Here is a 15,607-nt window from a genome sequence, read left to right as displayed (position 1 = left end):
CACACCACCGTCAGGGACGGCGACGGCGACGTGATGATGGGGGTGCGCATGTCAGGTCACCCCAACCCGATCCCCGAACGGCTCACCCACGACTGGTGCCGGCTGCCGCGGCCGAACTCCGAGACATCCGACAGCCGCCGCGCCCGCTCACTGATCGCCTGCGCGGCCTTACCGAGACCGCGGCCGCTGGTCTGCGTGATGTGGCCGGTGAGGTTGCGGGTGCGGCGAGCGAGTTCGACCTCGAAGTCGATACCCCGCCCCGCGGCTATCGCGGATTGCCGGGCGAGCAGATCGGTGGGGCGCACCCACTCCACACCCCGCGCCCGCCGCGCATCGTCCACGCTCTTCGTGTTCATCCCGCGGTTGCACGCGGCGACCTTTGCGGCCTGCACCGCCTCCGGCGTCCCCGCCTTCTCCGGCTCCTCCCGGACCGAGTGGTCCTTGGTCGGCTCGGGTGGGTTCTGCCGGCGCTCGTACCGGTGACGGGAGTGGTCGGTGGGGGTGGTCATGGTGTCTTCGCCTCCTCGACGGTCTGCTTGTCGGGAAGGTGCGCGGGCGTGAACCAGCGGCCGACCGTGGACGGGTGCACACCGAGTTCGCGGGCGATGCGCTTGTTCGACCACCCCTGCTCACGCAACCTCGCGGCGCGCTCACGCCGGTCCGAGCGCGTGCCGCCGGCCCGCGTGTGCCGGGTAGTTTCGACCACCGGCGGTGGGGCATCTGGCGCGCTGTCCCCATCAGCGGCGTCCTCCACCGGCGCTGGCGTCGCCGGGAGCAGACTCGGTTCAGGCGCTTCGACGGGCACGGACGACTGCATCTGATGCTCCACCGGCGCGACCCGGTCACGGGCGACCATGCACGTGTCAGTCAGGGGGTCGGTGGCTGGTGGGAGTGGTCGGGTGAGGATGACGGTCAGGTGGGTGATCGCCAGCAGCACCACCGGCGGCACCGCCGCCACGGCGGCGGCCAGCACCCCAGGCACATCGGCATCGGCGGCGACCACGGCATGGAGGGCGTTGGCGGTCACCGAGACCGCGGCGCCGCCGATCAGCAGCGCCCACGGATACTACGCCGACCTTTGGCCTGCGAGGGCGACGACGGCGACGGTGGCCACGACGATGATGCCGTCCACGATCAGCGGCCACGCCCACGCCTGCCCGGCACCGACACCGCTTCGGGCCGCGAGGTCTGCCAGCGCGGTGAAAGACAGCCAGAAGGCGCCGGCGGCGATGAACACCGTCCCGGATACCGCCGTCACCACCGCCCACCGGCGCCCGGCGGTCCTGCTCACGACCCTGCTGCTGATGATTGGGGTGGTCATCACAGCCCCCGCACCCTCGACGACATCGGCGGGCGGGTGCTGGTGTTGCGGTCGAACCAGCCGTCCGCGGCCACCGGCGAGGCACCCCGCCCCGGCGACGAGGTGCCGCGCCCGGCAGGCGCGGGACGGACGGTCCGGTAGGCGGAGCGGACCGTGGCGGTGATCTCGCGCTCAGCGAGCCCGGCGTCCCCGGCGGCCACGGTGAGCACATCGAGGGCATCCGAGGCCGGGAGCCCGTTCTCCGCGAGCCGGCACGCTGCCCAGAACAGGCCACGGTTCCGCTCACCCTCGCCACGGGCAGCGACCCACGCCGCCAGCCGCGACACATCGACACCTCGGTCCAGACCCGCGGGCGTGGCTCGGGGTGTGGGGCGGGGGTCGAGGAAGTCCCGCAGCCGTCCCGCGGCCAGCGTGCTGGCGGGGCCTGTATTGACCTCCTCGACCTGGTAGCTGACCGTGGTGCCGTCGATGGAGCGGGCCGAGGGCGGGACGATGATGTAGCCGCCATCACCGCGGAAGTCGATCCCCGCACGCGCCGCCTGCCACGACCGCTGCTCTGTGCCGGGTGTGGCCGGGTAGTAGGCGTGCATCCCGCCGGTGGGTGTGCGCACCAGCAGCTCCCACCCCTCCACCAGCCCGGCGCGAGCGGCGCGGTCGAAACTGGTCCGGCCATCTACCGGGCCGTGCACGTCCACGTCCACCACGACCGCGCCCGAGGCGGTGCCGGTCGGGACACCGATGTTCGCGCCGGGCGACTGCCGCCACCACTCCTCGACCTGGTCCAAGTCCGTGGTGGCGTCATGGAAGCCGTGTCCGGTGGCCGGCCGCTTCCCCCACGGTGCGCAGGGGAAGACCGGCACCCCCGCGGATGCGAACTCACGCGAGGCGGCCGAGAGCGGCCACGCCGCGTTCATCCGCAGCAGCACCGAGGAGACGGCGCCGTGCTTGGTCATCACAGTCCCCGCCCCTCGAACGGCGACACCGGTGCGGGTCTGGTGGCCGGTTCAAGCGATGGAGTCGCCTGCCGCGGCGATGCCGGCTCCGCTGTCGGCGACGCTTGCGCTTGTGCGGGTGCCTCGCGCTGGGCGGCGTCCCGGTCCAGACCTGGCGGGGTGCCGTCACCGACCTGCGCGGTGTCGAGCTGGTCCAGGATCGTCAGCGCGGTCTTGCGGACCCGCTCCCCGGTGGCCCTGACCACTTCCACCGGCTCTTTCCCGTCGACGCGGGCCGCCCAGGTCGAGACGTACGGGACCGTGTAACCGGACGTGTCCATCCCGTGGGCGGCGCCGATCATCAGCGCGACGGACTCGGCTTCGACCTCTCCGATGCCGCGATGCTGCCGGGCCTCATCCTGGTCGGGGCCGTGCAGGAGGACGTGGCCGAGTTCGTGGGCGAGGGTCTTGACCTGCGCGGCCGGGTCCATGTTCTCCCGGACCGCGACGGTGTTCGCGGTGTAGTCGGTCATCCCGTTGGCGCCGTGGATCATGCCCTCGTGCGGCACCCGCAGCACCGTGAACCCGGCCGCCTCAACCTGCGCCGTGAGCCCGTCCCACAGCCCGGCCGGGGCCCGGCCTTCCAGCAGCTTCGGTGCGGGTGGTTCGGGGATCGGGTCGCCGGCGGTCTGGGAGGCGTCCCACACGTAGGCGGGGCGGACGCCGACCATCCGCGTGCGCACGACCTCGCCGGCACGGGGCTTCTCGCCCTTGCCGAGACGGCGCCACGACTCCGCATCCGCCGGGGTAGCGGTAGCGAAGCGACCGGTCACCGGAGCGAGAATCTGAAACCCCGGCTGGCCCTTCTGCACCTGCCGGCCCAGGCCCTGCCACTGCCGATACCCGGCCACATACGACGGGAACGGCTCGGGCACCAGACCGGCCTCGAACGCGGCCTGGTGCTGCTCCCAGATCAGCAGGGTGTTGGAGAACGATCGAGTCCTGAACTGTGCCGCGAACGCGAGCGCCCGCGCCCAATCCTCACCGGAGACGAGCCGTTCCACAGCGCCGCTGAGGCGCTCGTGCAGCTCGTTGAGCTTGGCCTCCCGCCTGGCTTGGGTCTGCTCCCGTGTTGTCGCCATCGTCGTGTCCTCCCGATACCCTGAGCACCGGGGCCGAACTGGGCCCCGGTGACCATCAGGTGCGCCGGGATCACCAGCAATGACGAGACGGACAACGGACGATGTGACCGTCAGGCGTGTGGTGAACCCGACGAGTCCGTACCGGACTATCAGCCCCTCAGCGGTCCCGGGCGCCGAGGCGGGCGATGATGCGGATGTGGGTATCTCAGATGCGGCGATCGGTATCGTCCGCTGATCAGGCCACAGCGCGTTCCCGCACCAGCTCGCGGTAACGAGCCGGGGTGACTCCGACCGCCTGGCGGAACAATCGGGCGGCGTGGCCGCGGCTGTTCCAACCGACCTCGCGCATCGCGGCCTCGATCGGCAGGTCGGTCTCCCGCAGCAACCGGGCGAGGTGTTCGGCGCGCACGGTCATCAGGTACGCCATCGGCGACTTGCCGTAGGCATCGACGAACACCCTTCCGAGTTGCGATGGGGACAGGTGCACCGCGTCGGCGAGTGCACCGAGCGTCCACCGTTGCGCCGGCGCCCCGCGCAAGAGTTCAACCACTGCGCGCGCCTCAGCCCGCAGCGGCGCAAGCTGACGCGGGAGTGGCGAACCGGGGTAGGCCGCTCTGCGTTGGGTCAGCGACCGGCGCACCGGTGTGGTCGTCACGTAGGGCGTGATTACGTCCAGGACCGCGAACAGCAACGCTTGCATCCGGTAGAACCGTTCCGGCGATGGGCCGTCCAGACTGAGAGCCACCAGCTCGTCCAGCCACGGCATCAACAGCCCCACGCGGTCCTCACCGAGACGGAGCACCTGCGCCGGCTCGGAGTACAGCTCGTCGGCGAAGTCCTGCGCGTCGAGCCGGTCAGCCAGCAGGGCCGCGTGTTGCCAGAAGACCTGGTCGATGACGTAGTCACGGTCTAGGTAGATCGTCGTCACCGTGATTGACCCTTCAGGCTCGCTCCCGCACAGCGTGTTCGCGCCGAGTACCACCACGTCGCCGACGGCAACGAGTCTCTCGCCGAACTCGCTGAGCAGGACTGCCGACCCGTGACGGACGAAGATCAACTTCACACAGTCATAAGCCAGGGGTGGGACCGGAGCGTAGATGCTCTGACTACGAGCAAGGATCGGCCCACGCATCCTCTTCGTGTCGCGCCGCACTAGCTTCCGCGACGGTCAGCGGCACGCGACCGCGCAGCGTCCTTCCTCGCCTCGTGCCCTCCATCGGTCAGCGTGGCTCCTGCGAAGCTCGCTCATCGATCACCCACCCCGCGAGCGAACCGGATCGTGACGAGCCAGCGCATCGCCTGGCAGCACCGATGGGCAGACACTTCGACATCGCGGACGACGATGGAAGGCGTGAGCGTGCGTAGAAGGGCGAGCATGGCGAACCCCTATGACTTCACGAGGCGGGCGATGGCGTCGGAGGCCTCTTTGATCTTGGCCTCGGCGCTGAGGTCGCCGTCGCGGATCGCTGCGGTGACGCAATGCTTGAGGTGGTCGTCGAGCAGCCCGAGCGCGACATTCTCCAGTGCTGCGGTGACCGCGCTGATCTGGGTGAGGATGTCGATGCAGTAGGTGTCCTCGTCGATCATTCGGTGGATGCCTCGAGCCTGTCCCTCGATGCGCTTGAGGCGGGCCAGATAGCGGTCCTTGTCGTTGATGTAGCCGTGCCCGGCAGGGCCCTGCCGCATCGGAGGCGTGGTGGTGGTCGTCATCGTGCTGCTCCTTCCCGTGTCTGCTCATGGCGGTGCCCGGCGCCCATGGCCTGACTGGTCATGGTGTCGGTGAGCGGTCGAGGAACTTGGCGGTGCTGGCGGCCGGCGTGAGATCGAGGCGTCGCAACAGCTGAGCATTGAGGGCCACGACGACGGTGGAGGCGGACATCAGAATCGCGCCGATGCTCATTGGCAGGACGAACCCGATGGGCGCCAGCACGCCCGCGGCCAAGGGCACAGAGATGAGGTTGTAGCCGGCGGCCCACCACAGGTTCTGCTTCATCTTGCGGTAGCTCGCGCGAGAGAGATCGATGACCGAGAGCACCGAGCGCGGGTCGGAGGAGGCCAGAATGACCCCGGCCGAGCCGATAGCGACATCGGTGCCGGCGCCGATCGCGATGCCCACATCGGCCTGGGCGAGCGCGGGAGCGTCGTTAACGCCGTCGCCGACCATCGCGACCTTCCTGCCCTCGTCCTGCAGCTCTTTGACCTTGGCGGCCTTGTCCTCGGGTCGCACCCCTGCGAAGACGCGATCGATGCCGAGCTCTCCTGCGACGGTGGCGGCCACGGCCTGGGCATCGCCGGTGATCATCACGACCTGCGCCCCGGCAGCATGGAGAGCATCGACGGCGTCCTTGGACTCGGGGCGGATCTCATCAGCCAGCCGCAGGGCACCGATGACCTGCCCGTCGGCAAGGACGTGCAGGATGATCGCCCCCTCATCCCGCCAGGTCTCGGCTATCGGCAGCTCGGTGAGTCCGTGCTGTTCGAGTAGGTAGGGACCGCCGACTTCCACGGTGGTCTCTCCGATGATGGCTTTGACCCCCACGGCCGGCGAGGAGGAGAAGTCACGTGCCTGGGGGACGTCGAGGTTGCGGTCCTTCGCGGCGCCGGTGATGGCCCGGGCCAGGGGGTGCTCGCTGTCGGCTTCCGCGGCGGCGGCCAACGCCAGCACCTCGTCGTCAGTCCGGTCGCCGACCGGGTGGATGCCGGTGACGGTGGGTTCGCCCTTGGTGAGCGTGCCGGTCTTGTCGAACAGCACCGTGTCGACCGTGCGCATGGACTCCAAGGCGAGGCGGTCTTTGATCAGCACGCCGCCGCGGGCGGCGCGTTCGGTGGCGATGGAGACCACCAGCGGGATCGCCAGGCCGAGCGCGTGCGGGCAGGCGATCACCAGCACCGTGATGGTGCGCACCACCGCGGCATCGGGCATCCCGACGAGTGTCCATACGATCGCGGTGACGGCGGCGGCGCCGAGGGCGAACCAGAACAACCAGGCCGCGGCGACATCGGCGATCCGCTGCGCGCGAGACGACGACGCCTGAGCATCGGCGACGAGCTTCTGAATCCCGGCCAGCGCGGTGTCCTCACCGGTCGCGGTCACCTCCACCCGCAGCCCGGAGTCGGTCGCGACAGTCCCGGCGACCACGACATCGCCCACCTCGCGGCGGACGGTCTTGGACTCGCCGGTGACCATCGACTCGTCCATCGACGCCGACCCGTCGACGATCCGGCCGTCGGCGGGGACCGCGGAGCCGGGTCGGACGATGACCACGTCGCCGACGGTCAGGTCGGCGGGTGCGATCTTCACGACCTGGTCGCCGTCGAGCTTCTCGGCTTCGTCGGGCAGGAGCGCGGCGAGGGAGTCCAGGGCCGAAGTGGTCTGGGCCAGGGAGCGCATCTCGATCCAGTGACCGAGCAGCATGATGACCACCAGCAGCGCCAGCTCCCACCAGAAGTTCAGCTCATGGTCCAGCAGGTGCAGGCTCGCGCCCCAGGAGGCGAGGAACGCCACCGTGATCGCCAGCCCGATCAGCAGCATCATGCCGGGTTTACGGGAGCGGACCTCGCTGATCGCGCCGGTCAGGAACGGCCATCCGCCCCAGAAGTAGATGACCGTGCCGAGGATCGGGGAGACCCACCACACCCACTCGGCGTCGGGCAGATGGTAGCCGATCAGGTGGGCGAACATCTCGTTGAAGCCGACCACAGGGACGGCGAGGACGAGCATGATCCAGAACAGCCGCCGGAACTGCCCGACATGATCGCCATGCCCGCCATGACCCCCGTGCCCTTCGTGAGCGGAATCACCCGCGTGCACGTCGTGTCCACTGTGATCCTGATGGTCGGCGTGACCGTGGTGCCCAGCATCGTGGCCGTGAGCAGAGTGGCTCTTGTGCTGGTGGTCGTGATGCGCGCGACCATGCTCGGGCGCGGAGTGGTGCTCTCGCGTCGCGTTGCCGCCACCGTGATCGTGATGATGTTCGCTGTGCTTGTCGTTCATGCCGGTCTCACTGCTCCTGGTCCGCGTCCGTCCTGTGGCGGGTTAGCTGGTGGGTTCGATTTCGCTTTCGACGACCCACTTGTGGTTGGTCATGGTCATGCCGTCGGCTTCGTAGTCGACGACGTAGACGGTCTCCTCGGTGGAGGAGGCGATGGTGGCCGCAGCTCCGTCCATGCCGTCCATGTGTGCGGCCGCGAGGGTGACCTCGGTGCCGTCGGGCAGGCGTTCGTCGCCGGCGCCTTCGAGTTCTTCCTGGACGACCCACTTGTGGTCGGTGATGGGGTCGCCGCCGGTGGTGGGGGTGTAGTCCACGGAGTAGGTGTAGGTGTCGTAGGCGCCCACGATCGTCGCCGTCGCCCCGTCCATGCCGTCCATGTGGTCGGCGGTCAGGGTGACCTCGGTGCCGACCGGGTAGGTGGGGTCGGTGGCCTCGGTCATGCCCTCGGGCACAGGCCCGCCGTCGGCCGGGTGCTCCATCCCGCCATGTTCGCCGTGCTCCTCCGGGCTGTTTCCCGGCGGGTCCTCATCGGTGTTGTCGGCGGCGCAGCCGGTGAGCAGGATCGCGGCACTCAGCAGTCCGGCCCCGACGGCGGCACCCAGGCGTCGGTTCCGGCGCCGGGTCGTGCGTCCGTTCATGATGTTTCCCTCCTCATGATCGCTTCCCGCCAGCCTCCGTGGCCGAACGCCGGGCTTCGTGCCCACCTGAGTGGTTCTCGGGGGCACGAAGCCGGCTGCGGGTTACGGAGCCGACTCAGGCCGCGTTCGCGTAGCGGTCGGGGTCGGCGTCGAAGAGTGGGCCGCAGGCCGCGCAGCAGAACCAGTACCGCTTACCCTCGTAGTCGCGGTAGAGCCCGGCGGCCTCAGCGTCTGACTTGATGACCGGGGTGCCGGCCATGACCAGGCACTCGGTGACATCGTCGCTGTTCGCCTTAGCGAGGTCCTCGGTGTTGGGAGCGTGGCCGCTGCAGCCGCCAGAGGCGCTGCCGTGGTCGTGATCGTTTCCGTGGTTGTGGTGATCGTGTGCAGTCATCGTGAATGGTGTCCTTTCTGATTTGATGACGGGTTCTTCTCAGACCTGCGCCGGCTCGCGTGCCGGGACAGGGGCACTGTCTGCTGGGGTGTTCTGGTTGTCGGCCTTGGCCTTGAACCTGCGCAGCCTCAGGCTGTTGGAGACCACCGAGACGGACGAGAAGGCCATGGCCGCTCCGGCGAGCATCGGATTCAACAGCCCGAAGGCCGCAATCGGGATGGCGGCGCTGTTGTAGCCGAAGGCCCAGAACAGGTTCTGCTTGATCGTGCGCAGCGTGCGCCTCGCGAGCCGGATCGCATCCGCGGCCGCCCGCAGGTCACCGCGGACCAGGGTGATATCAGCGGCTTCGATGGCCACGTCGGTGCCGGTGCCCATCGCCAGGCCGAGGTCGGCCTGGGCCAGGGCGGGGGCGTCGTTGACACCGTCGCCGACCATGGCCACGACCTTGCCTTCGCCCTGGAGGCGGGCGACGACGTCGACCTTGTCCTTCGGCAGCACTTCGGCGATAACCTCGGTGATGCCGACCTCGGCGGCGACCTGCTCGGCCACGGTCTGGTTGTCCCCGGTCAGCAGCACCGGAGTCAGACCCAGGTCCTTGAACTGGCTGATCGCCTCCGCACTGGTGGGCTTGATCTGGTCCGAGACCACCAGCACACCGCGCGCTTGCCCGTCCCAGCCGACGGCGATCGCTGTCTTGCCCTCGGACTCTGCGGCCTGCTTGGCGGCTTTGAGCTCCTCGTCGAGGTGCATCGACCAATCAGCCAGCAGCGCCTCTCGGCCGGCGACCACGGCGTGACCGTCGACGACGCCTTGGACGCCCTTGCCCTCGATGTTGTCGAAGGACTCCGGGGTGGGCAGTTCACCGACCTGTGCGGTGGCGCCTGCGGCGATGGCCTGGGCGATGGGGTGCTCAGAGTAGTCCTCAAGCCCGCCGGCGATCCGCAGCAGCTCATCACGGCTCACGCCTGGGGCGGGGATCACGTCGGTGAGGGTCATCTTGCCGGTGGTGACGGTGCCGGTCTTGTCCAGCACGATCGTGTCGACGCGCTTGGTGGACTCCAGCACCTCGGGGCCTTTGATGAGCACGCCCATCTGGGCTCCGCGTCCGGTGCCGACCAGCAGCGCCGTCGGGGTGGCCAGGCCTAGGGCGCAGGGGCAGGCGATGATCAGCACCGCGACCGCCGCGGTGAACCCGGCCGAGAGCGGGAATCCTGCGCCGATCCACGCACCGAGCGTGGCGACGGCGATGGCGATCGCGATCGGCACGAACACCCCGGAGACCCGGTCGGCGAGGCGTTGGATCTCAGCCTTGCCCGACTGGGCGTCCTCAACAAGCCTGGCCATCTGCGCCAGCTGGGTATCCGAACCGACCCGGGTCGCCTTGACGACGAGACGTCCGCCGGCGTTCACGGTCGCTCCGGTCACCGTGTCACCCTCGCCGACCTCGACCGGCACGGACTCGCCGGTGAGCATCGACGCGTCGATCGCGGAACTGCCGGAGACGATGACGCCATCGGTGGCGATCTTCTCGCCGGGCCGGACCACGAACTCGTCCCCGACGCTCAGCTCCTCAATGGAGATCCGCTCTTCTTTGCCGTTCCGCAGGACGGAGACCTCCTTCGCGCCGAGTTCGAGCAGGGCACGCAGGGCGGCACCGGCGCGGCGCTTGGAGCGCTTCTCGAAGTAGCGGCCCAGCAGGATGAACGTGATCACCCCGGCGGCGACCTCCAGGTAGATGTGCCCGAGGCCATCGGAGCGGGAAATGGTGAGCTCGAACGGGTGCACCACGCCGCGATCACCAGCGGTGCCGAAGAACAGCGCGACGATCGACCAGATCATCGCCGCACTCGTACCTACGGAGATGAGCGTGTCCATCGTGGCGGCACCGTGCTTGAGATTCATCCAGGCGGCCTTGTGGAAGGGCCACCCGGCCCAGACCACCACGGGTGCGGCCAGAGCCAGGGAGGCGAAGCCCCAGTAGTCGAACTGCAGCGCCGGGATCATCGCCATCGCGATCACCGGGACTGCGAGCACGGCCGAACCGATGAGCCGCTGACGCAGGGTGCGCAGCTCGGCGTCCTCGCGAGACTCGCCGTCATCCTCGCCGCCGGGGGCGGCGGCGTCCTTGGGAGCGGGGAGCTCGGCGGTGTAGCCCGTCTTCTCCACTTCCGCGATCAGCAGCTGCGGGTCGTAGCCCTCCGGGGCGGTGACGCTGGCCTTCTCGGTCGCGTAGTTCACGCTCGCGGTGATGCCGTCGAGCTTGTTCAGCTTCTTCTCGATCCGGTTCGCGCACGACGCACAGGTCATGCCGCCGATCTGCAGTTCGACCCCAGCCAGGTTGGTCCCGGTGGACTGATCAGTGCTAATGGCCTTCTCCTTCCTCCTCGTGCCCGCCGCCGCTTCCGGCGTCGGCGCCGCCGTCGCCAGTGGTGGTGTCGATGACCAGCGACGCGGTGTGCACCTGCCCGTCAACCTGGAAGTCCAGGAACAGCAGGTAGCGGCCGGGCGTGGGTGCAGTGGCCTCGAACACGATCTCCGGGCCCGAGGTCTGCCCCGCGTCGGGCGCCTCGCCGTGGGGGTGGACGTGCAGGTAGGCCAGGTCCCCATCGCGCAGCGCGACCAGATGCCCGAACGCGCCCAGATACGGTTCCAGTACGGTGACCGGCTGCCCGTCGCGGGTAATGGTCATGGTCAGCGTCGAGGACTCGCCCGCGACAAGGTCACCGGTCACCGCGACGTCGAACCCGTCTACGGTGGTCTCCGCGGTCGGCTCCGCCGCCACGGTCTCGTAGCCGCCGGACACCTGCACGGTGGTCGAGAGCGTGATGCCCTCTCCGGTCTGGCCGGGCACGAAGTCCGCGAACACCCGGTAGGTTCCGGCCGCGTCCCACCGCCAAGGGATGGACCACGTGCCGTCGGCGTCCATCTCGGGGTGCACATGGCGGAACTGCTGCCCGTCGGCGCGCACGACGATCAGGTGCAGCTCCTTCTCATGTTCCAGCTCGAAGTCGGTCACCGCCTGGCCGTCAGGCCCGGTGATCGTCAGCGACAACTCACCGTCGGCGCCGGTCTCGGTCGGGGCGCCCAGGTCGGTCAGTTGGTAGCCGTCCTGTGCCACGCCCAGCCCGAGCGACGACGCGTCCGCGGCGTGGCCGGCGTGTCCGCCCTGCCCGTTCATGTCCTCTCCCTCCTCGCTGTTGTGGGCGGCGTGGTCACCGCTGTCTTCTGTCCAGGCCTGCACGGCGCTCTCGGGGACGACCGCGCTCGCCGTGGCGAACGCCACGGCGAACACGGCCACCAGCCCCGCGCCGTACAGGCCGAGCCGCGCAGGCGCCTTCATCTCAGCTCCTGACCGCGGCGTAGCCGGCCTCGTCGACCGCCGCGATCACCGCAGCGTCGTCGAGGGGCTGCTCACTGGTCACGGCCAGGCGCCCGGTCTGGGCACTGACCTCGATGCCGGTCACCCCGGCGATTTCGGAGACCTCGGACCGGATGGCGGTCTCGCAGTGTCCGCAGCTCATCCCGGTCACCTGGTACTCGGTGGTGGTTGCGCTCATCTCAGAACTCCTTCATCTGTGTACGAGTTATTCGAGACTATACCCATAGGGGGTATAGGTCAATGAGTGGATGCTTCCTCCGGACTGTCCTGCGACTGCCCGGTGGGGCGGATGTGACGCAGTCGCGTAGCGGCGATGATCGCCGCCACACCCGCGATGACCGCCGAGACGATGGCCGCAGTGTTGAGTCCGCCCGTGAATGCGGCTTGCGCGGCAGCGATGACCTGCTCGCCGAGCGCTCCCGGCAGTTCCGCAGCCGAGGCGAGCGCCCCGTCGATGCTGTCCGAGGCGGCGGCTGCCGCCTCGGGTGGCAGCCCCTCGGGGAGTCTGGACTCGATGTTGCCGCGGTAAGCGGCGATTCCGACACTGCCGATCACTGCGACACCGAGGGAGATCCCCAGGTCGTTAGCGGTGGTGGCGAGGCCGGAGGCCCCGCCGGTCTTCTCCGGCGGCACGGAGCCGACGACGAGATCGGTGGTCAGAGCCATCGATGGGGCCACGCCGGGGTAGGTGATGACGAAGCTCGCGATCACCAGCGCCAGACCCGTGCCGGCATCCAGTTGAGTGAACAAGATGTAGCCGACCACCTGAGTGAGCAGGCCGACCGCGATCACGTTGCCGGGCCGGAACCTGCGCGCGAGCACCGGGGAGAGCGTCGAGACGACGATCAGCACCGCCGCGGCCGGCAGGATCGACAGGCCCGCCTGCAACGGCGAGAGCTCCTGGACCTGCTGGAGGTACTGGGTGAACAGCGAGTACACCCCGCCGAGCGCTGCGGCCGAGAGCAGGAACACTGCCAGTGCCCCGGACACGGTGCGGTTGGCGAACAGTCGAACATCCAGCAGCGGCTGCTTGGCGCGCAGCTGCCGGATCACGAACCACAGGCCGATCAGCGCGCCCGCGACCAGCAGCCCGATCGAGGGTCCCGCCGGCTCCTGCGCGGCGAACCGCTTGATGCCATAGATGATCGCCAACAGACCCGCGACCAGCAGCAGTGCGCTGAACAGGTCGATCCGCGCCGACGGGTCACGATGCTCGGGCACGAGGATGGGGGCGGCGATAGCGACGAGCGCCATGATCGGCACCGCGACCAGGAACGTCGCCTGCCAGCCGAAGGCCTCCAGCAGCAAGCCGGACAGCAGCGGGCCCAGCGCCACACCAGCGGAGATGCCGCCGGCCCACACGCCGATCGCGACACCGCGCTGCTTCGCATCGGCGAAAAGCACGAAGATCAGCCCGATCGTCGCCGGCACCATCATCGCCGCAGCCAGCCCGAGGACGGCCCGCCAGACGATCATCAGTTCCGGGATCGTCGTCAGCGCCGCGGCGATCGAGACAGCGGCGAACAGGATCGCGCCGATCACCATGAGCAGGCGCTTGCCGATCCGATCGCCGAGCACGCCCATCGCGACGAGGAACCCGGCCATCACGAAGCCGTAGATGTCGAGAATCCACAGCAGCTGCGTGCTCGACGGATTCAGGTCCGCGGCCAGATTCGGGGCGGCGAGAAACAGGATCGTGAGCATCATGAACAGCAGCGTCGAGGGGATCACCAGAACGGCAAGCCCCCACCACTGCTTGGCGCCGGCACGCGGCGCGGCGGTGTCGCTCATCGCGCACCCCCAGGGATGTGTGTCGTGGACATGGTAGTCATCTCCTCTCTGTCGGCCCCGCCTCGCCCTCCGAGCCGGAACTCGATCATCGGTGTACGAGTTGTAACAGCTACACTATCTCATACATTCCAGTACGACTTGTGAGGTGGATCATGACGGTGAAGAAGACGACGCCCCGCGGCACGACGACCGGTGCGTCAGGCGGCGGTGGCCGGGCGGCCAATCAGCGGGCGGATGCGCAGCGCAACCGGGCAAGGATTCTGGCCGCGACGGCGACGGCGATCCGCAAGAACCCCGACGCTTCGGTCGGCGACATCGCCGCCGAGGCCGGGATGGGCAGAGTGACCGTCTACGGGCACTTCCCGACCCGCGCGGAGCTGATCGAGGCCGCCCTCGTTGACAGCCTCGAACGCGGCGAAGACGTGCTCAGCGGGGTGCCCCTGGATGGTGATCCGGGCGAGGCGTTCCGGCGACTGGTGGCCTCCAGCTGGGTGCTGGTCGACCAGTCGCGGGCGCTGCTGGCGGCCGCGCTGAAAGAACTGCCTGCGGCACGCATCCGCGAGCTGCACGAGAAGGCCGAGGGGCGGATGCGGGCTCTGCTGCTGCGCGGCCAGCGCGAGGGTGTCTTCCGGGTCGATCTGCCGGTGTCCTGGCTGCTGACTACTACGCACGTGGTGATGAACGGTGCCGCCGAAGAAGTGCGTGCCGGGCGCCTCGACGCCGACGACGCGCCGTGGTTCATCCAGGCGATCCTGCTGCCCGCCTTCGCCGCCACCACCAGCACCACCACCATTGGGGAAGGAGCCTGATGAGGATGCCCAGCATCGCGATCATCGGGGCCGGCGCCGCTGGCACCGCAGCCGCAAGAACCCTGCACGCTTCCGGTGTCGACGTCGACCTCTACGCCCGGAACGGTGAGGTGCCGTTCAACCGGACGTTGGTCAACAAGGGCATTGCGATCGGGCTGCTCGAACCGGCCCAGGCGGCCCTGCCCGACACCGGGGCCGCCCTCCGGTCGGAGACGGTGCGCGGCCTCGACCCCAGGGCTCGGCGCTTGCGGCTGGACTCCGGCGATACACACGCCTACGACGCGCTCCTCATCGCCACCGGCAGCCGGCCCCGCACTCTCGACGAGGAGGTGATCGGCCGCGACCAGGCCATCAGCGGCGGCAGACTGACCACCCTGCACTCGGCCGCCGACGCCGTCCGCGTCCGCGATCTACTCGCGACCACTCAGCCTGCCCGGGTGCTCATGCTCGGTGGCGGCCTCGTCGCCTCCGAGACCGCCTCGCTGCTCACCGACGCCGGCCACGACGTCGCCCTCATCACCCGCGCCGCGATCCCAGGAGCGAACGCCATCGGCGAACACGTCGCCCGGCGGCTACGCGACCTGCACCGCCCCCAGCACGCCGCCTACCTGGAACGCACCGTGCACTCGATCCGCACCCACACCGACCGCATCAGCATCACCCTCAACGACGGCAGCCAGGTCGAAGGCGACCTCGCGATCGTCGCGCACGGCACTCTGCCCGCCGCCCCCGCACCATGGACCGGGCCCGACGGCATCCCCGTAGATTCCCGCCTGCGCTCCATGCACGCCCCGCGGCAACGGATCTACGCCGCCGGCGGCATCGCGGTCCATCACTATCCCGGCCACGGCTCCTACCGGATCGATCACTGGGACGACTCCGCCGCCCAGGGCATCCACGCCGCGAACACGCTGCTGCACGACCTCGACATGGCCGACGATCCCGGCCAGTACCTGCCGAGCTCGACGTTCTCCGCACGCATCCACGGCCACACCCTCACCGGTGTTGGACACCCCGCCCTGGGCACACGCACCCGCGTCCTGTCCGAAGAGCCATTGATCACAGCCCACTACCTCGGCGACGTGCTTGTCGCCCTCACCGGGGTCGACGCTGCCAGCCACCTGCGTGAGCTGATGCCCCGCCTGCACCACTCCGACCCCGTCACAGAGTCGACTGTGCCGGTGACGCGACAGCACGTATGAGCCCCTC

14 protein-coding genes and 1 pseudogene are annotated in these 15,607 nt (G+C 69.3%); 2 read left to right on the top strand and 13 right to left on the bottom strand.

From position 1 onward, the window contains the following. Positions 1-56: 56 nt before the first annotated feature. The 13 genes and pseudogenes from AS188_RS11760 to AS188_RS11700 all read right to left on the bottom strand — a co-directional run bounded on the left by AS188_RS11760 (position 57) and on the right by AS188_RS11700 (position 13,589). Positions 57-509 (bottom strand): hypothetical protein, encoded by a 453-nt coding sequence (locus AS188_RS11760; protein ID WP_058859014.1) that lies wholly within the window; start codon positions 507-509, stop codon positions 57-59. Continuing rightward, positions 506-1,261 (bottom strand): annotated as a pseudogene (locus AS188_RS11755) (DUF2637 domain-containing protein). Before AS188_RS11755 ends, AS188_RS11760 begins: the two are co-directional and overlap by 4 nt. Positions 1,262-1,320: 59 nt before the next feature. Continuing rightward, complete coding sequence (locus AS188_RS11750; RefSeq protein WP_058859013.1) at positions 1,321-2,274, bottom strand: bifunctional DNA primase/polymerase; 954 nt, start codon at positions 2,272-2,274, stop codon at positions 1,321-1,323. After that, positions 2,274-3,395: an ArdC-like ssDNA-binding domain-containing protein gene (locus AS188_RS17245; RefSeq protein WP_058859012.1), complete on the bottom strand. Its 1,122-nt coding sequence runs from the start codon at positions 3,393-3,395 to the stop codon at positions 2,274-2,276. Before AS188_RS17245 ends, AS188_RS11750 begins: the two co-directional genes overlap by 1 nt. 235 nt (positions 3,396-3,630) lie before the next feature. Beyond that, on the bottom strand, positions 3,631-4,527 hold the full coding sequence (locus AS188_RS11740; protein ID WP_058859902.1) for a helix-turn-helix domain-containing protein: 897 nt from the start codon (positions 4,525-4,527) through the stop codon (positions 3,631-3,633). Positions 4,528-4,781: 254 nt separating this feature from the next. Further along, a complete protein-coding gene (locus AS188_RS11735) occupies positions 4,782-5,105 on the bottom strand; it encodes a metal-sensitive transcriptional regulator (protein ID WP_058859011.1) in 324 nt (107 codons plus the stop codon). Between the two features lie 58 nt (positions 5,106-5,163). Then, positions 5,164-7,389, bottom strand: a complete 2,226-nt coding sequence (locus AS188_RS11730) for a heavy metal translocating P-type ATPase (protein WP_067162156.1) — start codon at positions 7,387-7,389, stop codon at positions 5,164-5,166. 42 nt (positions 7,390-7,431) lie between these two features. After that, positions 7,432-8,025 carry a YdhK family protein gene (locus tag AS188_RS11725; RefSeq protein ID WP_058859009.1) on the bottom strand — a complete coding sequence of 198 codons (594 nt, stop codon included), beginning with the start codon at positions 8,023-8,025 and terminating at the stop codon, positions 7,432-7,434. A 115-nt stretch (positions 8,026-8,140) separates the two neighbouring features. Beyond that, on the bottom strand, positions 8,141-8,419 hold the full coding sequence (locus AS188_RS11720; protein ID WP_058859008.1) for a YHS domain-containing protein: 279 nt from the start codon (positions 8,417-8,419) through the stop codon (positions 8,141-8,143). 39 nt (positions 8,420-8,458) lie between these two features. Beyond that, positions 8,459-10,726: a heavy metal translocating P-type ATPase gene (locus AS188_RS11715; RefSeq protein WP_058859007.1), complete on the bottom strand. Its 2,268-nt coding sequence runs from the start codon at positions 10,724-10,726 to the stop codon at positions 8,459-8,461. Positions 10,727-10,781: 55 nt separating this feature from the next. Next, on the bottom strand, positions 10,782-11,759 hold the full coding sequence (locus AS188_RS11710; RefSeq protein ID WP_058859006.1) for a hypothetical protein: 978 nt from the start codon (positions 11,757-11,759) through the stop codon (positions 10,782-10,784). Position 11,760: 1 nt separating this feature from the next. Continuing rightward, positions 11,761-11,976, bottom strand: coding sequence for a heavy-metal-associated domain-containing protein (locus AS188_RS11705; protein ID WP_058859005.1), 216 nt, complete (start codon positions 11,974-11,976; stop codon positions 11,761-11,763). A 59-nt stretch (positions 11,977-12,035) separates the two neighbouring features. Then, a complete protein-coding gene (locus tag AS188_RS11700; protein WP_058859004.1) occupies positions 12,036-13,589 on the bottom strand; it encodes an MFS transporter in 1,554 nt (517 codons plus the stop codon). A gap of 152 nt (positions 13,590-13,741) precedes the next feature. On the opposite strand from AS188_RS11700, the gene AS188_RS11695 reads away from it, so the two are divergent. Both AS188_RS11695 and AS188_RS11690 read left to right on the top strand, forming a co-directional pair. After that, entirely contained in the window at positions 13,742-14,398 is a 657-nt protein-coding gene (locus AS188_RS11695) for a TetR/AcrR family transcriptional regulator (protein ID WP_058859003.1), read from the top strand. Positions 14,399-14,403: 5 nt separating this feature from the next. Next, a complete protein-coding gene (locus AS188_RS11690; RefSeq protein ID WP_236944979.1) occupies positions 14,404-15,600 on the top strand; it encodes an FAD-dependent oxidoreductase in 1,197 nt (398 codons plus the stop codon). Positions 15,601-15,607: the final 7 nt, after the last annotated feature.

It is taken from the genome of Kocuria flava, assembly GCF_001482365.1.
Classification (GTDB): domain Bacteria; phylum Actinomycetota; class Actinomycetes; order Actinomycetales; family Micrococcaceae; genus Kocuria; species Kocuria flava.
The sequence above is the reverse complement of the archived record's forward strand: the minus strand, read 5'-3'. Positions and strand labels throughout refer to the sequence as shown.

Bases quoted from the DNA above. Each gene is read 5' to 3' on its own strand.
- AS188_RS11695 (WP_058859003.1), top strand. From the start codon at position 13,742: ATGACGGTGAAGAAGACGACGCCCCGCGGCACGACGACCGGTGCGTCA.
- AS188_RS11740 (WP_058859902.1), bottom strand. From the start codon at position 4,527: ATGCGTGGGCCGATCCTTGCTCGTAGTCAGAGCATCTACGCTCCGGTC.
- AS188_RS11760 (WP_058859014.1), bottom strand. From the start codon at position 509: ATGACCACCCCCACCGACCACTCCCGTCACCGGTACGAGCGCCGGCAG.
- AS188_RS11725 (WP_058859009.1), bottom strand. From the start codon at position 8,025: ATGAACGGACGCACGACCCGGCGCCGGAACCGACGCCTGGGTGCCGCC.
- AS188_RS11730 (WP_067162156.1), bottom strand. From the start codon at position 7,389: ATGAACGACAAGCACAGCGAACATCATCACGATCACGGTGGCGGCAAC.
- AS188_RS11700 (WP_058859004.1), bottom strand. From the start codon at position 13,589: ATGAGCGACACCGCCGCGCCGCGTGCCGGCGCCAAGCAGTGGTGGGGG.
- AS188_RS11715 (WP_058859007.1), bottom strand. From the start codon at position 10,726: ATGACCTGTGCGTCGTGCGCGAACCGGATCGAGAAGAAGCTGAACAAG.
- AS188_RS17245 (WP_058859012.1), bottom strand. From the start codon at position 3,395: ATGGCGACAACACGGGAGCAGACCCAAGCCAGGCGGGAGGCCAAGCTC.
- AS188_RS11720 (WP_058859008.1), bottom strand. From the start codon at position 8,419: ATGACTGCACACGATCACCACAACCACGGAAACGATCACGACCACGGC.
- AS188_RS11735 (WP_058859011.1), bottom strand. From the start codon at position 5,105: ATGACGACCACCACCACGCCTCCGATGCGGCAGGGCCCTGCCGGGCAC.
- AS188_RS11705 (WP_058859005.1), bottom strand. From the start codon at position 11,976: ATGAGCGCAACCACCACCGAGTACCAGGTGACCGGGATGAGCTGCGGA.
- AS188_RS11710 (WP_058859006.1), bottom strand. From the start codon at position 11,759: ATGAAGGCGCCTGCGCGGCTCGGCCTGTACGGCGCGGGGCTGGTGGCC.
- AS188_RS11690 (WP_236944979.1), top strand. From the start codon at position 14,404: ATGCCCAGCATCGCGATCATCGGGGCCGGCGCCGCTGGCACCGCAGCC.
- AS188_RS11750 (WP_058859013.1), bottom strand. From the start codon at position 2,274: ATGACCAAGCACGGCGCCGTCTCCTCGGTGCTGCTGCGGATGAACGCG.